This is a genomic window from Moraxella sp. (assembly GCF_024227015.1).
GTDB lineage: Bacteria > Pseudomonadota > Gammaproteobacteria > Pseudomonadales > Moraxellaceae > Moraxella.
In genome coordinates, this window is the sequence record NZ_JAAELD010000084.1 from 1 (window position 1) to 19,411 (window position 19,411).

Sequence of the window (19,411 nt, forward strand, 5' to 3'; positions counted from 1 at the left end):
CATAATACTTCTCTAAAAAAATGATAATCAGACATAGTCATTTCACAATGATTATGCCTGATTTTTCAACCAATCACAAATCACATATTGTTGATTTGCTCCACACTCTCCTTCACCTTCCCAATCTGCCCTTCTAATTCCTCCAATTTCGCTCTCTCTGCTTCTACCACACTCGCAGGGGCTTTGGCAACAAACCCTTCATTGGCAAGTTTATTTGCGATTTGGTCGTATTGTTTGGTAAGTTTTTCCAGTTCTTTATTGAGACGAGCCAATTCCACCGTAGGGTCAATCAAGCCTTTCATCGGTACATACACCGTTGCTTGCCCAATCACACTTGATGATGATAATGGGGCTTTTTCATCATTACCTAAAAATTCCAAACGCTCAACCTTAGCAAGGGCTTTAAACTGACTTTCAATGCGTGCAAGGCTTGCTCTCTCTTCGTCCGTTACGCCTTGCAGTAGCACAGGCAGACGTACGGCATTGCCCAGCTTCATCTCACCGCGGATGTTTCGCACCGCGCCGATTAGGCTTTGTAGCCATGTCATGTCGCTCTCGGCTTGATCGTTGATACGCTGGGCATTCGCCACAGGGAATGATGCCAGCATAATGCTATCGCCTGCCTTGGCAAGTCCTAGCATCGGTGCGATGATCTGCCAAATCTCCTCGGTGATGAATGGCATGATTGGATGCGCCAAACGCAGCGCCGCCTCTAGCGTGGCAAGTAGCACGCGGCGAATCTCCGCCTTACGCTCATCCGATACAGTCTCATCGTTAAGCACAGGCTTAGTAAGCTCCACATACCAATCGCAGTACTCATTCCAGATGAAGTCATAAATCGCTTGTGACGCCAAGTCTAGACGATACGTCTCAAATGCTGTCTGAACTGCTTTTTCGCATTTTTGAAGGCGGCTGACGATCCATTGCTCAGGCAGCTCCCACAGGTTAGGATTGGCACTTGATGCGATGGTCTTACCTTCGACATTCATCAATACGAAACGGCTGGCGTTCCAAATTTTATTACAAAAATTACGATAACCTTCAATACGCTTTAGGTCAAAGTTAATGTCACGACCTGTGCTCGCTAGGCTTGCAAAGGTAAAACGCAGCGCATCCGTACCGTGCGCCGCGATGCCTTCGGGGAACTCTTTACGTGTTGCTTTTTCGATTTTGGCGGCATCTTTTGGGTTCATCAGCCCCGTGGTACGCTTACTCACCAGACTTTCAAGGTCAATGCCATCAATCAGGTCAATCGGATCTAGGACATTGCCTTTAGATTTTGACATTTTTTGACCTTGGGCATCACGCACAAGTCCATGCACATAGACGGTCTTGAATGGGACTTGAGGTGTACCGTCTTCATTCTTAACAAAATGCATGGTCAGCATGATCATGCGCGCCACCCAGAAGAAGATGATGTCAAAACCTGTCACCAATACGCTCGTCGGATGGAAGGTTGATAACACACGGCCATCATCATTAGGATTGCCCCAATCTAGCGTGCTAAACGTCCACAGCCCTGAGCTAAACCAAGTATCCAGCACATCCTCATCTTGGCGCAATGTGATGTCTTGGGCTAGGTTATATTTGGCGCGAACTTCAGCTTCGTTATGCGCCACATAGACGTTACCTACATCATCATACCATGCAGGAATGCGATGCCCCCACCACAGCTGACGGCTGATGCACCAGTCTTGAATGTCGCGCATCCAAGCCATGTACATATTGGTATATTGTTCTGGCACAAATTTAATATCGCCATTTTGCACCGCATCTATGGCTGGTTTGGCAAGCTCATCAATTTTGACATACCATTGGTCGGTCAAAAGTGGCTCAATGACCACGCCCGAGCGGTCGCCATAGGGGCGTTTTAATTCGTGGGGTTCTACTTTTTCCAAAAATTCATAAGTTTCTAAATCGGCGATGATGGCTGTGCGAGCGTCAAAGCGGTCAAGCCCTTGATAAGCAGGCGGACAATTTTCATTCATCGTGCCGTCAAGGTTCATCAGGTTAATAATCTCAATGTTTTGGCGTTCACCCACTTCATAGTCATTAAAATCGTGAGCAGGGGTAATTTTTACGCACCCCGTACCAAATTCAGGGTCGGGATAAGGGTCAGCCAACACAGGAATGACACGGTCGGTCAATGGCACGTGAACCATTTTGCCCACAATGTGCGTATAGCGACTGTCATTGGGGTGTACCGCCAAACAGCCGTCTGCCAAAATGGTCTCTGGGCGAGTGGTGGCAATGTGCATATACTTGCCGTCAAGGCTTGCTCCATTGGCGTCCGTTTGCCCAGCGACAAAAGGATAGCGAACGTGATACATAAAGCCTTTTTCATCACGATTTTCTACTTCCAAATCACTGATGGCAGTTTTTAATTTACAGTCCCAATTGACAAGGCGTTTTTTACGATAAATCAATCCTTCATCATGCAGCTTAACGAACACATCCTGCACCGCACGAGACAGACCCTCATCCATTGTGAATCGTTCGCGAGACCAGTCCACTGATGAGCCTAGGCGGCGAATTTGGCGCGTGATGTTACCGCCTGATTCTTCTTTCCATTCCCACACTTTTTCTAGGAATTTCTCACGCCCTAGATCGTGGCGAGTCACCCCCTCCAAGCCAAGCTTGCGCTCAACAACCATTTGAGTTGCGATACCAGCGTGGTCGGTACCTGGTTGCCAGAGTGTGTTGTAGCCTTTCATGCGATGATAACGAGTCAGCGCATCCATGATGGTGTTATTAAAACCATGTCCCATGTGCAACGAGCCCGTGACATTCGGCGGCGGAATGGCGATGGAGAATGACTCTAGCTTATCAAAAGTAGGCTTAAAAAACCCCGCTTCTTCCCAAGTCTGATAACGCCCACCCTCAATCTCAGCAGGGTTATAAGCTGCGGACAAATCCGCCAATGTCTTTTGGTTGTGCTCGCTCATACAATACTCTTAAATCTACAAAATAATAAAAACTAAAACTGTTAATTTTACCCTAAAATGGACGTTTATTGGGGAAATTTTTGATGGTTATTTAACAAATGGCGATCTATTTTATATGGTTATCGCTTGAACGCCGTGCCATAGGCGATCACCTCGATGGCATCACCTGATGGATCATTAGCACCGATATTACTGATCTCCAAACGCACACCCATCACCGCATCATAGCCTGCCATGCGCGCACGCGCCTTCATGCGCACAATCGCCTCACGTCGCCCACGCTCTAACAGCGTCTCATAGGTCGTTAGATTCTTACCAAAAATACTCAAAAACTGCGCAATCACCATCTTAAATCGGTCTTGAGCAACCACAACACTCCCCACCACCAGCTGACTGCCCTGCTTGCTATTCACCCGATAAAACCGCTCGCTAGAGACGGTGATGTCGCGATAAGCCTGCTCATCTTTGTCCAATCTGGCTAAGTGCCTTCGCTCATTTAGCCCACCAAAAGCCCAGCCCACAAAGAATAACAACACCGCCAACACGATGGCGAAGTTATTCATCAATATCACAATGATGTCATTATCCATCACGGTTCCTACACATCATCGGTTACACTTGGCGTGAATGGCGCATGGCTTCTTGCGACCTTAACCGCGGTGCCATAGACGAACAGTTCGGATGCGCCTGCTGCGATGCTCGACGTAGAGAATCTGACGCCTACCACCGCATCAGCGCCGAGCGCACTTGCTTTTTTGATCATGCGGTCGATTGCCTCTTCACGAGCTTCTTCTAGCAGCTCTGTGTAGGCGACCAGCTCGCCGCCGACGATGTTTTTTAGGCCTGATAAGAAATCTTTACCGATGTGCTTTGAGCGTACGGTGCTGCCATAGACGACATCCAGGCGCTCGGTAATGGTGTGATTTGGCAGGTATTCTAGATTTGATAATTGCATAATTACCCTTATGATTATCCTTGATTTTAATGGATTTTTACCCAAATAAAAAATGGGTCAATGCGACCCATTTTACTGATAAATGACCATAAATACAATCAAAATCAATCATCTGTGTGGAATAACAAGAACAGCTCTGTGATGTTGTCTTCTAGTGAATTGGCCATTTGCGCCAACGTCTCTTCATCGCGCATCTCATCCATCTCAGGATCGATGCCTGACAGTAGCACCATCGGCAGAGTGAGCATCGCCACATCTTCTTCGGTGTTCTCATCATCGAACCAATCAACATTCTCATCTGAATACATGGCATCGACAAAGCCAATCGCCCAAGCCGCCAAATCACCCTCTTCGCTAAAGTCTTCTGCCTCTTCGCTGGCATCGAATGGCAACTCGATCGGCTCTTCAGCTTTTAGGGTATCGTACAGTTCTTGTTGCCATGCTTGTAGCGCGTCTTTTACTTCGCTTGGCACTTGAGCGTCCGCACCTTCAAAAAATGCCGAAATCCAATTTGGCAGCGGCTTACCCACCACGGTTGCGGTCAAAAATCCGTGCGCTGCGATCGGGTCAAGGCCAAGTTGGTTGGCATCTGATGCCAAATAATCAAATAATTCTTGCTTGTTCATAGTACTCTCTTATGGGTTGGGAATTTGTTATAAATAAGGCTCATACCGACACATCGATACAAGCCCATTATTACCATCAATTCTGACAAGATAATTACAAATCATCAAAATCATCATCGTCATCTAAATCAAATTCAGCAAAGTCATCTTCTTGTTCAAGTGCCAGCTGAAGCTTCTTTAGACGCTGCTGCTCTAATAGCGCATCAATCTTTAAACGCTTTTCCAAAGGCTTGGCTTTCGTCTCGTCCACCAGCTGCGCATCGGCATCTTCTTCAAAGCTGTCATCATCAAAATCATCATCAATGTCGCTCATCATGACTCCTTATGTGCGTTTTTGGTTCATCGGGCGATCGGCTAAGCTTGGATTAAAATACTTTACCGACTACTCAATGCCTTATATCTGTTATTTTAAAAATTGTCAAGAATTTTTGCATATTTTTATGACAAAAATGTGACGAATCTTCAAAACAGATCCCGCACCTCAGTCACGTTAAGCGACATGCAGCCAACTAATCCTCAAGCAGCACTTTATCACGCACGCTGCGTAGGCGTTCAGCGGTCGCTTTTGTGACACTCGCCAGAGCACGGCTTTCACGCTCTTGAATGGACATTGGGTTTTCTAAGCGGACAAGCTCGGCGTAGATTTTGATTTCATCTTGAGCTTTATCATCAATTAGAATTAACGGCGCTTCACGGCGTTTCTTGGTTAGATCCACCGCTGAATCAGCACGGTGCGCATCACTGACCGTGGTGCGAATCTGCCAAGTGAATCGCTTGATCTCGCGGTGCTTGTCATACACCACTTGGTTGAGCATGAGCATGAGCTTAGATAAGAATACAGCAGCGGTCGCAGTCTTGGCAGGTGATTCGCCTCGCAGAGCAACTTTGGCACCTTTGTCATCGTAGTACTTAATCACAGAAGCATCGACACCCGTCAATAATGGCAACTCTAATAGATGCACAATCGCCTTATCAAGCAGCTGATCACACAGCGCAAAATACGCAGCCTTATTATCATGGCTTACGGTCGCAAGCAGCTGATTGGGATCTTCAAACAGCATCTGCACGATGTAATCTTGATCGTGTAGGCTTGCTTCAATGCTTTGAGCAGCGACTTGGGTAGATTGATCAGGTTTTTGTTCGGTTTTAGCTTTTTCTAGGAATGATTTGATAGAGTTTTGGCTTGAAGCAGGCTCGCTCTCCTCACTGTGCTGAGGTGGTTGATATAAGATGCCTTTATCCAATAGATCCATGCGAACTTTTTTTGCGATGGCTTCTTTTAGCTCTTGGGTTGGGCGCGCCAAATAACCATAAAGCAGCCATAGCATCGCATGCAATCCTAGAGCACCAAGCAAGAACAGCCAATGCTTTGAGATGATCTCGGCGCGACTGACATCAGCCGCCTTCACCACGACACTGCCCAGCGCATCACTGCCTGAGACCACAGATTCACGCAGCGCAACCCCGCTGTCATTGTCCGAGCCGACAGGCACGAGCAGCTGATCTTTGGCATCGTAGATTCCCACGAACGACACTTGAGATTCTTTGACGTATTTGTCAGCGACCACGCTCATGCTGATGCGATCATTCGTCGCAAGCGGCACTTTTAACTCTTGGGCAAGTAAAGCCACCGACTTTTCGGCAACGGCGCGTTGCTCATCCTTAATCTCTCGCTCTTCGCTCACCACAAAAAACAGCGTATGCAAGCACAAACTTATCAAAATAATCGCGGCAAACAGTCCTTGCCGTGGCGCTAAAAAAGTCATAAGATCAAAAGCCTAGACCAAAAACTTGGAACAAAAAGAGAAAATTGATTAAAATGATTATTTTAACACGGTTATTGATAAATTAATGCGTTTTTGTGTTGTTTTTCATGGTTTTTTCTATAAAAAATAAAGTATTGGCGAGATTTTTGGCGCTTTTTTGGATGTGTTTTATAAAATTTAACAATTAGGCTTGTATTTTTTGACGGATTTGGGCATGATAGCAGTGATTTTGTGGTATTTTATCTTGAACCATTTATTAAGCAATTGGATTTCTCATGAGCATGACTTACGCCCTACCAAAAAGCAGCCAAGCATGGCAAAACGCCCTATCTTCCGTCGCACACGTCTTACCAGAAGGCATGAGCATTGATAGCACCACATTGGATTCACTGCCTGTCTTTGCCATCGTAGTCATCACCAAAAATCCGCACAACAATGTCGATGAGCTCATGAAAGCATGGACGGACACGCAGGCCAATTGGCAAGCGATCGATGTCCATGATGACGAAATCGCCAAACAAAACGCACATATCATCGAAGCTGCCACACCGCTTGCTGATGTGTCTATTCATCGATACCTGCTAGCCCCCACCAAACGCACCGAGATGAGCGACACCAAACGCGAAGCGGCCGCGCATATCATCGACGAGCAGATCAGCGCGCATTTTCACAGCAAGCTTGGTAATGAGGCGGATGTTCATATTTTATCAATTGGGCAAATGCTACATAAGCACCGCTTGGCGTGCTTTGACATGGATTCAACGCTGATCGAACAAGAGGTCATCGTTGAGCTTGCCAGATATTGCGACATTGAGGATAAAGTTCTAGAGATCACCGAACAAGCGATGCGCGGCGAGATTGACTTTGCGACCAGCTTTGCGCGCCGCGTTGCACTGTTAGAGGGTGTGGATGCCTCTGTCGTCGATGAGATTATCGCCAATCACATCACCTTCTCATCAGGTGCACATGCCACCATCCGCGCGCTAAAAGCCATTGGCTATCATACGGTGCTGATCTCAGGCGGATTTGTACCATTTGCCAAATATGTCGCCGAGACGCTTGGCATGGATGAATATCATGCCAATGCCTTGTCCATCTTAGATGGTCAGCTGACAGGTCAAGTCGATGACAACATCATTGATGGCGACAAAAAAGCTGCCATCGTTGCCAAGACCGCTGAGAAGCTAGGTCTGGGCATGCATCAGGTCGTCAGTGTTGGCGATGGTGCCAACGACCTGCCGATGATGGCGATCAGCGATGTGGGCGTCGCCTACCGCGCCAAGCCTATCGTCCGCGCCAAGGCTGATGCCGCTGTGAACATCACAGGACTTGAAGGTGTGCTGTACGCGCTAGGACATCGATTTGATGTGCGCGCATAATTCACACCGCCTATCACAGTAAGAATACATCAACACTGATACAAAAGCCCTACTTGATTTTTTAGGGTTTTTGTTAAACTAAGATAAATTTTAGCCAGAATAGATTGGATTTTATGTTTACATTGCCTATTTTAGACATTAAGGCGGATGCCCTAGACGCCCTACTTGCCGCACTTGGCTTTCGCCTGTCGTCATTGATTAAGAATAACACCAACGAGGCGCTGACCGCACTTGTTAAAGACAAAGACGTGTGCATTCAGTTCATCAGCCCGACCGCTGAACGTTATTATGAATTCCGCCAAGGCAGTTTTACGCACACGCTTGTTAAGACGCAAGACGCTGATCTCACTATTGAATTTCAAGACTCTGCCACGGGCGTCAAGCTACTGACCAAAGGTGACATCGCCGCCTTCATGACCGCCATTCAAGATGGTGAGGTTAAGATCACAGGCGATTATAAACTTGTGCTGTGGTTTGCAGGTGTTGCCAAACATGCAGTCAAAATCCCTGAGGAATATAAAGGCTATATCGACCAAGCCAAACCATACATCGCACAGGTCAAGCCTTATGCTGAGCAAGCCATTAGTGCCATTAAGTCCAAGCTGGGCAAATAATGAGTGATGGCTAAGACTTGCTATTGGTGTAGAATTTGTTAAAATAAGGAACATTTGTTTACTGATAAGCTTGCTTATCTGTTTTTTGATAGGAACATCATGATGAATATACACAGCCCAACCTATAAGAGCAAGGAAGAAATCGCCCGTTTGTTTGATTTGCCTTTGATGGATTTGTTGATGCAAGCTCAAAACGTCCATCGCCAGCATTTCAATGCCAACGAAGTTCAAATCAGCACCCTGCTATCCATCAAGACCGGCAACTGCCCCGAAGACTGTGGTTACTGCTCACAGTCAGGGCATCATCGTGACAAGACAGGTCTAGAAGCCGAAAAACGCCTCGAAATCCAAAAAGTCATCAATGCCGCCAAACGCGCCAAAGCATCGGGCTCATCTCGCTTCTGTATGGGCGCAGCATGGAAACACCCCAGCGCCAAAGACATGCCGTACCTGGTTGAATTAATCAGCGAAGTTAAAAACCTGGGGCTTGAGACGTGCATGACGCTAGGTATGCTAAAGCCCGATCAAGCCCAGACCTTGGCAGATGCAGGACTGGATTACTATAATCACAACTTAGACACTTCACGTAACTACTACAGTCAAGTCACCTCCACCCGCTCATACGACGATCGATTAGAGACGCTGGACCACGTCAGGAATGCAGGCATCAACGTATGTAGCGGCTCGATCGTTGGCATGGGCGAGAGTCGCGAAGATCGCATCGACTGGGTGCATGAACTCACCCAAATGCCCATCCCACCTCAGTCCATCCCTGTTAACCTGTTGGTGCCCATTGAAGGCACACCTCTTGGTGACAAGGTCCTGGCTGAAGGCCAATTATCCGTGATTGAATGGATTCGCACGATTGCAGTGACACGCATTTGCTGCCCAACCAGTTATGTACGTCTATCAGCAGGTCGTGAGAGCCTGACAGATGGCGAGCAAGCATTGGCATTCATGGCAGGCGCCAACTCCTTCTTCTATGGGGATAAGCTACTCACTACAGGCAACCAATCTCAAGCCAATGACGATCGCTTGATGGCAGAGCTTGGACTACACCCTGAAAAAGCCGCACCACGATTAAAAGTCATCAACGCCATGACAGGCAAAAGCGAACTAGACGACCTACCGCAAGGCTGCCCATTATCAGCATAATTCTATTTGTTGATAATTAATAAATCACCTGCATCGAATGAATAACATTGGACTTTGCAGGTATTTTTAAAGGATTAACACAAGGAATCAATCATGCCAAAACATACTTTAATCAAACGCTCTGCCATTGCTGCTGCATTAGCATTTTCGTTATACGCACCAACCTCACATGCCAACTATAGTCAGGTGATTATTTTTGGGGATAGCTTGTCCGACACAGGTCGCCTAAAAGACTTGGTCAGCGAGCAAGACAGCACCCTTGGCAACGCCTTACAGCCGTCTTTTACTACCAACCCCGACCCCGTGTGGTCAAGCCTATTTGCCCAAAGTTATGGCAAAACCGCCAACCCCAACACGCCCGACAACCCCACTGGGACTAATTATACTGTGGGCGGTTCCCAGTCGGCACGCACCGCCACATGGGCAGATGCAAGTGGTGCGGTCAGCGTAAACATTCCCACCACCAACGACCAAATCAAGCATTACCTAACAAATACCAACGGTCAGACCGACCCCAATGCACTGTATGCGGTATGGATTGGGGCGAATGACTTGTTCTACGCCATCGAACATGCCAACCCTTCACAAGTTGCCAATGCCGTTCGAGCGACCGCAACTGACATAGAAACATTAAATCAAGCAGGAGCAAAAGTCATCCTGGTGCCAAACATTCCTGATTTGTCACTCACACCACTTGTGCAAAACCACCCTGTATTATCCGCCCAAAAAGGACAGGTGCAACTTCTAACTCAGATGTATAATAGTGGTGTATTTAATGCCCTAAATGGCACCACCGCCAACGTCGTACCTGCCAATACCTTTGCCCTACTTCAAGAAGCGGTTGCAAATAAAGAAGCTTTTGGCTTTGAAAATGCCAATGGCGTGGCATGCCACAATAAGCCAAACATCAACCCAACATCGTCATCATTGGCTTGCGATGAAAACTCACTCATGGCAGGAGCGACAGGCGAAAACTACATGTTCGCTGACTTAATCCACCCATCAGGACGCACGCACCGTATTTTGGCGCAGTACTATCAGAACATCATTGATGCACCGGCACAGATTGCAGCATTGCCAACCCAATTGATCCGTACAGGTAGCGCCAAGGATCGACAGCTCAATCGCCGAATGGATACTTTGGACTCTCATACACATTCGCTATGGGCAGATGTGTCAGGCAGCCAAGATGTTGATCCCATTGTAACGCTCGGCTTTGACCATGCTGGTCAGCACAGAAATACAGGCTTTTACCTCAGCCATCAAGAACAAGATAATCATCTGGGCAGCACCATGAGCGCAACCACAAAAGCCATCGGCGCAGGGCTATATCATCGTCAGAACTTTGGCAATGTACAGCTAAAAGCCAACGTTGGCATCGATCGCCTTAGCATTGACACCAGTCGTCACATCGCCTGGGATGGTGCACCCCGAACTCATACGAGCGAGGCGAACGGCAGACGCACCCACGCAGGATTGCAACTTGGTTATCAGCTGGGCAATTCGGTTACTTATCACCCCTATATCGGTGTGAACACCCAAAAAGTGCGCATCGATGACATCACCGAGAGCAGTCCAAATCTATCGACCGCGATGCGCTTTAACAAGCAAACCCAAAAATCTCTACAAGGAGAGCTGGGGCTTGATCTGCAATATTCGCTAAATGACAAAGCCGATCTGTACGGCGGCGTAAGTTTCAGCCGAGAGTTTAACGATGATGAGCGCATCGTTACTGCATCTCTGCCATCTATTCGAGAATATACGCGCGGATTTAACACCCCCGTCAAGGGCGAAAAAGACACCCAAACTCACGCTCATTTGGGCGCCAAGTATAGGTTTGGCAATGCCAATCTAAACGCAAGCATCTCCGCAGACCACATCGATGGCGATACGGATGTTGGCGGTCTGATTGGCATGCAGATGAAGTTTTAATTTTCAATCAGACGATAAAAATAAAAAAAAGTGGTATAATGCCACTTTTTTATTGGGTGAGATAGCGCCATGTTTGAATACATCAAAGCCTTTCACATCATTGCGATGGTTTGCTGGTTTGCAGGGATTTTTTATCTACCAAGACTGTTCGTCTATCATGCCATGAGCGATGATAAAATCAGTCAAGAACGCTTCACCATCATGGAGCGTAAATTATATCGCGGCATCATGAACCCTTCGATGATAGCGACATGGATTCTCGGGCTATCTATGGTCGTCATGAATTGGCAAATCTATAAGACCCAAGGCTGGCTACACGCCAAGATCACGCTCGTCATCCTGCTCACCATCTATCACCTGATTTGCGGTCGTTTTCGCCTTCGCCTTGCCGATAATCCCAAACTAAAAACCCACGTCTATTGGCGGTGGTTTAACGAGATCCCTGTTTTTATCCTGATTGCGGTGGTGATTTTGGTGGTGGTAAAGCCTTTTTGATACTCTATGGAGCAACATCGAGCGGCGTGCAATTATTTACCGCTTCTCAGCGGGATACTCTTGGATACTAAGATTTCTTTGTATTACCTACATATCTCTAGGATCAACCCATAAATGGCAAAAAATAACGCGGTGCCGTTACATAGCGACACCGCGTTTATCTATAAATAAGCCATCAGATTAAAGACTTAACCATACTCTATGGTGATAACATTTAGCCGACAATCTTTGGCGATGATGCAATGCATTGCTAAATGTTTCACATCTGTCTTTGATTTATTTACCCGTTTTCATTTAGGGTGATGCTGGCACTGCGCTTAGCCACTTTCCGACCCATCAACACCGCCTGGGCAATGGCAATCTCGCGCTCATCTTCAAACCCTAAGAATCTATGAGCAATTCCCCTGTCGGATACCACAAGGCTGTCGCCATTGACATCAGTTTGAGCGCCATCACTTAATGACATTCCCATGCCGTTGATGGTTAGATGGCGATTCTTGATAATAAGGACACCTCTGGCGTAACGCTTTTGAGTTTTGGCGGCATGTTTTTTTTGATTAAAAAAATACATCAAAACCGCCCAAATCGCCACCGAACCGATGGCATAAGGTACAGGCATGGTAAAACAAATCACTGCCACAATGAGCGCAAAGACAAGCATGCCAATCGCCCACAAGAATAAGGGATCGCTGTCCGTGCCTGTCAGCGTGATCGATACGCCATCATCAAGAACTTGCATCACCAGCCCAGTGCCTTTTGTTGAGCGTCGATAAGCGAGCGAATACCCGCATCAGCAAGTGCCAACATCGCATCCGCTTCATCACGAGTGAACGGCTTATCTTCTGCTGTTCCTTGGATTTCAATGAATCCACCCGCCTGCGTCATGACCACATTCAAATCCGTATCACAGGTAGAATCTTCCGAATAATCAAGGTCGAGATAAGCCTTGCCAGCCTTGATGCCAACTGATACTGCCGCCACAAGCCCTAGCAGTGGATCTTGGGTTAGTTTCTTATTGCGCTGCAAACTCTCTAGTGCGTCGATAAGCGCGATTGCCGCGCCTGTGATGCTGGCTGTGCGCGTCCCGCCATCAGCCTGAATCACATCACAATCGATGTAGATGGTGTTCTCACCAAGCTTCTTTAGATCCAGCATCGCGCGCAGAGAACGTCCGATAAGACGCTGAATCTCTTGGGTTCGTCCTGACTGCTTGCCACGAGCGGCTTCACGCTGTGTGCGCGTACCAGTAGCGCGTGGCAGCATGCCGTATTCAGCCGTAAGCCAGCCTTGACCCTGACCTTTTAACCAGCGCGGCACGCCCGCCTCAACACTTGCAGTACACAGCACCTTAGTATCGCCAAAGCTTACCAAAACCGAACCTTCGGCATGCTTGGTATAATTACGGACAAAAGACACTGGACGAAGTTCGTTTAATTGACGGCCATCATTACGCATATAAATTCCTAGATTAATAAATGATTAAATTAGTGCCATTTTAACAAGTTATCATCAATAACACAAAACAAAAAGACCTGCTGGGCAAGTCTTTTTGTTGATAGTCTCTGTATTAGGCGTTATTTTTTTTCTCAAGAGCACGCAAGTCTTTACGCAGAATCTTGCCGACATTCGACTTAGGCAACTCATCAATAAATTCGATGAGCTTGGGACGTTTGTAGCCGGTTAAGTGCTCTTTTGCCCATGCTTTGACTTCTTTGTCAGTTAAGGTTTCATCTTTTTTGACGATGAACACCTTGACTGCCTCGCCACTGTGCTCATCTTCAACACCGATGACGCCACACTCTAGCACTTTAGGGTGGGCAGCGATCGCTTCTTCGACTTCGTTAGGATAGACGTTAAAGCCTGATACTAGGATCATGTCTTTTTTGCGATCGACGATTTTGATGAAGCCTTTTTCGTCCATGACGCCGATGTCACCTGTGCGGAAATAGCCTTGTTTAGTGGTGACTTTCTCGGTCTCATCAGGTCGGTTCCAATAGCCTTTCATGACTTGCGGGCCTTTGGCGCAAATCTCGCCAGGTTCGCCCAGCGCCACTTCATTGTCATCATTATCAAGCAGAATAATGTCAGTATCTGGGAATGGCAGACCGATCTTGCCCGTATAGCCACCCGGCGGATTCAACGTTAGCACAGGCGACGTTTCGGATAAGCCATAACCCTCGACGATATAATTTCCCGTCAGCTTCTCCCACTCAGCCGCCGTGCTAGGCAGTACCGACATACCACCACCAAGTGACAATCGTAGGTTGGTGTGGTCAAGCGCACGGAAACCCTCATGATGCGCCAATGCATTAAACAGCGTATTCACCGCAGGGAAGAATACGGGCTTATACTTAGCAAAGTCCTTAGTCACAGCTGCAAGGTCTCTAGGGTTGGTGATCAGCAGCTGACTAAAGCCCATCTTCATGCCCAAAAGACCACACGCCGTAAATGAGAAAATATGATAAAGCGGCAAGGCAACAGCGATGTATTTGCCGGTCAAATCCTCAGAATCTGGGAAAATCTTATTCACGAAGGTCATGCACTGCTCAACGTTCGCGATCAGATTAGCATGAGTGAGCATCGCCCCCTTGGCCACGCCTGTCGTGCCGCCGGTGTACTGCAATACAGCAATGTCGTCCAATGTGAGCGTCGGGCGCTCATAACGGCTGGCAGATACGCTGCTTAACGCTTCTTTGAAGGTTGTGTGGTTTGGGATATTCCAAGCGGGCACCATTTTTTTGATGTGGCGCACCACCGCATTGACGATAAAGCCTTTAAATCCTAGCATGTCGCCAAGCGTCGCGACGATGACGTGCTGAACTCTGCCTTTATCTCTGACTTTCTCAAAGGTATGCGCAAAATTCTCCACGATGATCAATGCATCCGCCTCGCTGTCCTTAAGCTGATGCTCAAGCTCATGCGCGGTGTATAGCGGATTGATATTCACCAAGGTCAGACCCGCTCGGATCACGCCAATCATTGCAATCGGGTATTGCAGAATGTTTGGCATCATGACCGCAACTTTATTACCCTTGGTAAGTCCTAATGACTGCAAATAGGCCGCCATCTGACGACTGTAACCATCAAGCTCTTTATAAGTGATGGATGCACCCATGCACGTATAGGCAATCTTATTGCCATGCTTGGCAAAGCTCTCCTCAAACGTATCAACGAGCGAATGAATGTGGCTTGGCAAATCCAAATGCAGCTCAAGCCCTTCTTCTGCATAAGTCTGGATCCAAGGACGATCGGAAGGAATGCTAAAATTCGTTGCTGTCATGGCATTAATTTCCTTTTAACTATTTATGTATTTACCCATCAGCGCACTGATTTATCCGTTAACAGATGTTTTATAACATACAACATTTTTACAATTTTTCCAATCAATTTTTTGATATTTTATGCAAAATCAATTCAAAAAATAAAAGCACGACCCTCTCGGTCGTGCTTTTAAGATGAAAATCTACTTTTCTTACGATTGATCGAGCAATCTTAGCTCTTTGCGGAGGATTTTACCCACGTTAGATTTTGGTAATTCGGTGACGAATTGCACTTGTTTTGGGCGTTTATAACCTGTCAGGTGCTGCTTCGCCCACGCTTTGATGTCTTTTTCGCTAAGCGTGTCATCTTTTTTTACCACAAAGACTTTCACCACCTCGCCGCTGTGCTCATCAGGCACGCCGATTGCGCCACACTCTAGCACCTTAGGGTGAGCAGCGATCGCCTCCTCGACTTCGTTAGGATAGACGTTAAAGCCCGACACCAAGATCATGTCTTTTTTGCGATCGACGATTTTAAAATACCCGCGCTCATCCATGACACCGATGTCGCCTGTGCGGAAATAGCCATCTTTTGTCATGACTTTCTCAGTCTCGTCCTCGCGCTTCCAGTAGCCTTTCATGACCTGCGGGCCTTTGGCACAAATCTCGCCTGCCTCGCCCATCGACACCTCATTACCGTCATCGTCCAGCAGAATGATGTCTGTCGCAGGGAAGGGAATGCCGATTTTGCCCGTGTATTGCCCAAGCGGATTAAAGGTCAGCACAGGCGACGTCTCAGACAGCCCATAACCCTCAATAATGTAATTGCCCGTCATGCGCTCCCACGCCTCGGCTGTGCTAGGTAGTACCGACATGCCGCCACCCAATGAGATCTTGAGGCGAGAGTGGTCAATTTTTTGAAAGCCTTTATGGTTAGCAAGTGCATTAAACAGCGTATTCACCGCAGGGAAGAATACGGGCTTGTATTTGGCGAATTGCTTAGTCAAATCATCCAAATCGCGCGCATTAGGAATTAGTAGCATCGCCATGCCCATATTCATGCCAAGCAAAGTCACCATGAACGAGAAAATATGATAAAGCGGCAACGCCACCGCCATATAATCACCGTGCTGATAAGGCTTGTCAAACCCTTTCTCCACATAGGTCATGCACTGCTCGACGTTCGAGATGACATTGCCATGAGTAAGCATCGCGCCCTTTGCCACTCCTGTCGTGCCGCCGGTATACTGCAAAATAGCCACATCATCAAGAGATAAGCTAGGTCGAACATAGCGAGATGCTGAGACTTGATTTAATGCGTCGTTGAATTTAACCGCGACTTCGATGTGGTAGCTTGGTACCATTTTTTTGACATGGCGCACGACAGCATTAACCACAATACCTTTTAGCCCTAGCATATCACCCACGCCTGTGGTGATGACATGGCGAATCTGCCCTTTGTTTTTCACCTTCTCAAATGTCTTGGCAAAATTCTCAATGATAAACAAAACCTTCACTTCAGCGTCTTTTAGCTGATGCTCAAGCTCGTGCGCGGTGTACAGCGGATTGACATTCACCAACACAAAGCCGGCTCGTACGATCGCCATCATGGCAACCAAATACTGCGGCACGTTTGGCATCATCACGGCGACTTTATCACCCTGCTCCAGGCCTAGCGACTGCAGATAGGCCGCCATCTGACGACTGTACATGTCCAGATCGTGGTAGCTGATGGTCTTACCCATAAAGGTCAAAACAGGCTGCTTGGCATGACGACTAAAATTACGCTCAAAAAAATCAGGCAGATTCTGCACCCCGTCAGGCAATGACAGATCAATATTTAGCCCATGCTCACGGTACGTTGCTTGCCAAGCACGATCTGATGGCGTGGTGAATTTATTATTCATAATAACTCTCTTTTTATTTAAATCTATAAATGACTCAATAATCACAATCTACATCTAATGTCAGCCCGCCACAAGCATGCTAATGCCCTGCCAGCCAACCTTAATACCCAATAACAGCAAAATCACCAAAACCATCAAACGGAATTTATCCTTAGGCAGGTACCCACCCAAGCGCCCACCGATGATGATGCCGACCACAGACAGCACCGTCAATACACCAATCACACCCCACGTCTGCACAGGAACGGTGACGATGATGTCTTTTAGCACGACGACCTGCACGAGCTTATTAACAAAATAGCACAAATTCCCAAGCTTGATGATGGTGTGCTTATCATCACTGATGGATAGCAGATACATGAGCAAGACTGATGACATCGCATTCGTCGCGCCGCCGATCACCCCTGCAATAAAGCCAATCGCGATGAGCGAGCCTATGGCATCAGTCAGGACAATCTTCTTACCCATCAGGCTTGTGATGGCATACCAAAGCACCGCCACCGATAATGCCAGCATTAAATATGCCGAATTCATCACCAAAAGCAGATAAGCCCCAAGCGCACTGCCGATGACGGACACGACGATGAGCGCCCAGTATTTCTTGAGATAATGTGAAAAGTTATACCAAACGCTGCCATGGCCACCCAGCCAAGCGATGAGATTGAGCACCGCGGTTGGCACCAGCACGATAATGATCGCATCCGTCAGACCAAATGGCGAGCTAAGCGCGCCGATCGTGATAAGCGGAAAGCCCATGCCTGCAATGCCATGCAGAATACTCGCCACCAAAAATAGCGCAAGAATCCAGACCTCAAGGCTTAGCGCTCTCATCATCTAGCGACCTATCACGCTGCCAATGGCATCGACAATGCGTGCTGCGATGTTATCTTTGCTGTCTTTATCCAAGACCAGCTTATCCTTGCCATACCGCTCGGCAAAAAACACCGTCATGGCGTTGTTGTCCGAACCAAAGCCGATGCTTTTGTCCGATACGTCATTGACCGCTATCATATCTAGGTTTTTGGCGGTAAGTTTGGTGCGGGCGTAATTTTCGGTGTCTTGGGTCTCGGCGGCAAAGCCTACCATGACCGCCTTTGGAAAGGTCTGGCTCATCGTTGCCAAAATGTCAGGGTTTTTGATAAGCTCTAAGGTCAAGCCGTCTTGGTCGGACGTTTTTTTGATTTTTTGGTTGGCGATACTCTTAACCTTATAATCCGCCACAGCGGCGGTGGCGATAAAAATGGTGTCGCTATCGTCCGTCATCACCGATTGGCAAGCGGTGAGCATCTCATCAGCCGTACCAACTGTCAGCCGTTTTGCCCCAAAGGGTGTCGGCAAATGCACCGCTCGCCCTGCCACTAGGGTAACGTCCGCCCCTGCGTTCACGCACGCCCGAGCAATGGCAAAGCCCATTTTGCCAGTGGAATGGTTGGATAAAAATCGCACAGGGTCAATGGCCTCAATGGTCGCCCCTGCGGTGATGATGACCTTTTTGCTGTGTAAGGATTGGGGCGTTTGGCGTTTGGCAAGTAGTGTCAAAATCCGCTCGCACAAGTCATCAGGCTCAGGCAGTCGCCCTGCCCCCACATCGCCACACGCCTGCTCACCGCTGTCAGGGGTCAGCACGGTGTAGCCAAAACGGGTAAGTTTGGCAAGGTTGTCTTGGACAATGGCGTGAGCGTACATCGCCTGATTCATGGCAGGAACGATGACAATGGGGGCGGTCGTGGCAAGGGCGACGGTGGTTACAAGGTTGTCCGCCAAGCCGTGAGCGAGCTTGCCAATCGTGTTGGCACTGGCGGGGGCAATGACGACCATGTCCGCCCATTTGGCAAGCTCAATATGCCCCATGCCCCGTTCGGCTTCATCGTCTAGTAGTTTGGTGCGGACTTCGTTGCCTGTCAAGGCTTGCAGACTCAAAGGCGTGATAAACTCGCACGCCCCGTCCGTCATCATCACACGCACGGTGCAACCTGCTTTCATGAGTAAGCGGGCAAGGACGGCGGATTTATAGGCGGAGATACCGCCTGTAATGGCAAGTAGGATTTTGGGGTGGGTCATGGCAATCTTAAATTATCAAAATAAAATGGGTTATTGTACCACAAATCCCACGCCACGCCCCAAAAGACTTGCCAAAGTGGGGTTGCTATTTTAATAATCATTTAACTTCAAAATACACCAATGACAGTAGGGTGCGTAATACGCACCAATAAGAGTTTCTATTTAAAAGGTGCGTAGTACGCACCCTACCATATGACTTGTGCTTGCTTAATCAATTTACCCCCACACCAATTTTGCCACCATACAAAAGCACACCACCACAATCACAGGGCGGATAAATTTTGCCCCGCCCTTGACAACCATGTGTGAGCCCAGA

General features: G+C 47.7%; 17 protein-coding genes. 5 read left to right on the top strand and 12 right to left on the bottom strand.

Going from position 1 to position 19,411, the window contains the following annotated elements; all coding sequences use genetic code 11:
- Positions 1 to 80: 80 nt before the first annotated feature.
- From GY683_RS01810 to GY683_RS01835, 6 genes are all read right to left on the bottom strand, one after another.
- On the bottom strand, positions 81 to 2,945 hold the full coding sequence (locus GY683_RS01810) for a valine--tRNA ligase (protein ID WP_297287125.1): 2,865 nt from the start codon (positions 2,943 to 2,945) through the stop codon (positions 81 to 83).
- A gap of 119 nt (positions 2,946 to 3,064) precedes the next feature.
- Positions 3,065 to 3,535, bottom strand: a complete 471-nt coding sequence (locus GY683_RS01815) for a YbjQ family protein (RefSeq protein ID WP_297287126.1) — start codon at positions 3,533 to 3,535, stop codon at positions 3,065 to 3,067.
- 8 nt (positions 3,536 to 3,543) lie between these two features.
- On the bottom strand, positions 3,544 to 3,900 hold the full coding sequence (locus tag GY683_RS01820) for a YbjQ family protein (protein ID WP_046696216.1): 357 nt from the start codon (positions 3,898 to 3,900) through the stop codon (positions 3,544 to 3,546).
- Positions 3,901 to 4,004: 104 nt separating this feature from the next.
- Positions 4,005 to 4,526: a UPF0149 family protein gene (locus GY683_RS01825; RefSeq protein WP_297287127.1), complete on the bottom strand. Its 522-nt coding sequence runs from the start codon at positions 4,524 to 4,526 to the stop codon at positions 4,005 to 4,007.
- Between the two features lie 94 nt (positions 4,527 to 4,620).
- Positions 4,621 to 4,839, bottom strand: a complete 219-nt coding sequence (locus GY683_RS01830) for a PA3496 family putative envelope integrity protein (RefSeq protein ID WP_036365538.1) — start codon at positions 4,837 to 4,839, stop codon at positions 4,621 to 4,623.
- A 196-nt stretch (positions 4,840 to 5,035) separates the two neighbouring features.
- On the bottom strand, positions 5,036 to 6,292 hold the full coding sequence (locus GY683_RS01835) for a hypothetical protein (RefSeq protein WP_297287128.1): 1,257 nt from the start codon (positions 6,290 to 6,292) through the stop codon (positions 5,036 to 5,038).
- Positions 6,293 to 6,567: 275 nt separating this feature from the next.
- Between GY683_RS01835 and serB the strand changes: the two genes are divergently transcribed.
- From serB to hemJ, 5 genes are all read left to right on the top strand, one after another.
- A complete protein-coding gene (gene serB, locus GY683_RS01840) occupies positions 6,568 to 7,671 on the top strand; it encodes a phosphoserine phosphatase SerB (RefSeq protein ID WP_297287129.1) in 1,104 nt (367 codons plus the stop codon).
- A gap of 113 nt (positions 7,672 to 7,784) precedes the next feature.
- Complete coding sequence (locus tag GY683_RS01845) at positions 7,785 to 8,285, top strand: hypothetical protein (RefSeq protein ID WP_297287130.1); 501 nt, start codon at positions 7,785 to 7,787, stop codon at positions 8,283 to 8,285.
- A gap of 102 nt (positions 8,286 to 8,387) precedes the next feature.
- Positions 8,388 to 9,440: a biotin synthase BioB gene (gene bioB / locus GY683_RS01850; protein WP_367274106.1), complete on the top strand. Its 1,053-nt coding sequence runs from the start codon at positions 8,388 to 8,390 to the stop codon at positions 9,438 to 9,440.
- Positions 9,441 to 9,533: 93 nt separating this feature from the next.
- Complete coding sequence (locus GY683_RS01855) at positions 9,534 to 11,372, top strand: autotransporter domain-containing protein (RefSeq protein WP_297287132.1); 1,839 nt, start codon at positions 9,534 to 9,536, stop codon at positions 11,370 to 11,372.
- A gap of 69 nt (positions 11,373 to 11,441) precedes the next feature.
- Positions 11,442 to 11,867 (top strand): protoporphyrinogen oxidase HemJ, encoded by a 426-nt coding sequence (hemJ, locus tag GY683_RS01860; protein WP_297287133.1) that lies wholly within the window; start codon positions 11,442 to 11,444, stop codon positions 11,865 to 11,867.
- Between the two features lie 280 nt (positions 11,868 to 12,147).
- Here the strand turns inward: hemJ and GY683_RS01865 are convergent, their stop codons facing one another.
- The 6 genes from GY683_RS01865 to coaBC form a co-directional block, all read right to left on the bottom strand.
- Positions 12,148 to 12,606: a hypothetical protein gene (locus tag GY683_RS01865; RefSeq protein WP_297287134.1), complete on the bottom strand. Its 459-nt coding sequence runs from the start codon at positions 12,604 to 12,606 to the stop codon at positions 12,148 to 12,150.
- On the bottom strand, positions 12,606 to 13,322 hold the full coding sequence (rph, locus tag GY683_RS01870; protein ID WP_297287135.1) for a ribonuclease PH: 717 nt from the start codon (positions 13,320 to 13,322) through the stop codon (positions 12,606 to 12,608). Before rph ends, GY683_RS01865 begins: the two co-directional genes overlap by 1 nt.
- Positions 13,323 to 13,434: 112 nt before the next feature.
- On the bottom strand, positions 13,435 to 15,147 hold the full coding sequence (locus tag GY683_RS01875; RefSeq protein ID WP_297287136.1) for an AMP-binding protein: 1,713 nt from the start codon (positions 15,145 to 15,147) through the stop codon (positions 13,435 to 13,437).
- 192 nt (positions 15,148 to 15,339) lie between these two features.
- Positions 15,340 to 17,034 carry an AMP-binding protein gene (locus GY683_RS01880; protein WP_297287137.1) on the bottom strand — a complete coding sequence of 565 codons (1,695 nt, stop codon included), beginning with the start codon at positions 17,032 to 17,034 and terminating at the stop codon, positions 15,340 to 15,342.
- A 60-nt stretch (positions 17,035 to 17,094) separates the two neighbouring features.
- Positions 17,095 to 17,868: a sulfite exporter TauE/SafE family protein gene (locus GY683_RS01885; RefSeq protein ID WP_297287138.1), complete on the bottom strand. Its 774-nt coding sequence runs from the start codon at positions 17,866 to 17,868 to the stop codon at positions 17,095 to 17,097.
- Complete coding sequence (coaBC, locus tag GY683_RS01890; RefSeq protein ID WP_297287139.1) at positions 17,869 to 19,095, bottom strand: bifunctional phosphopantothenoylcysteine decarboxylase/phosphopantothenate--cysteine ligase CoaBC; 1,227 nt, start codon at positions 19,093 to 19,095, stop codon at positions 17,869 to 17,871.
- Positions 19,096 to 19,411: the final 316 nt, after the last annotated feature.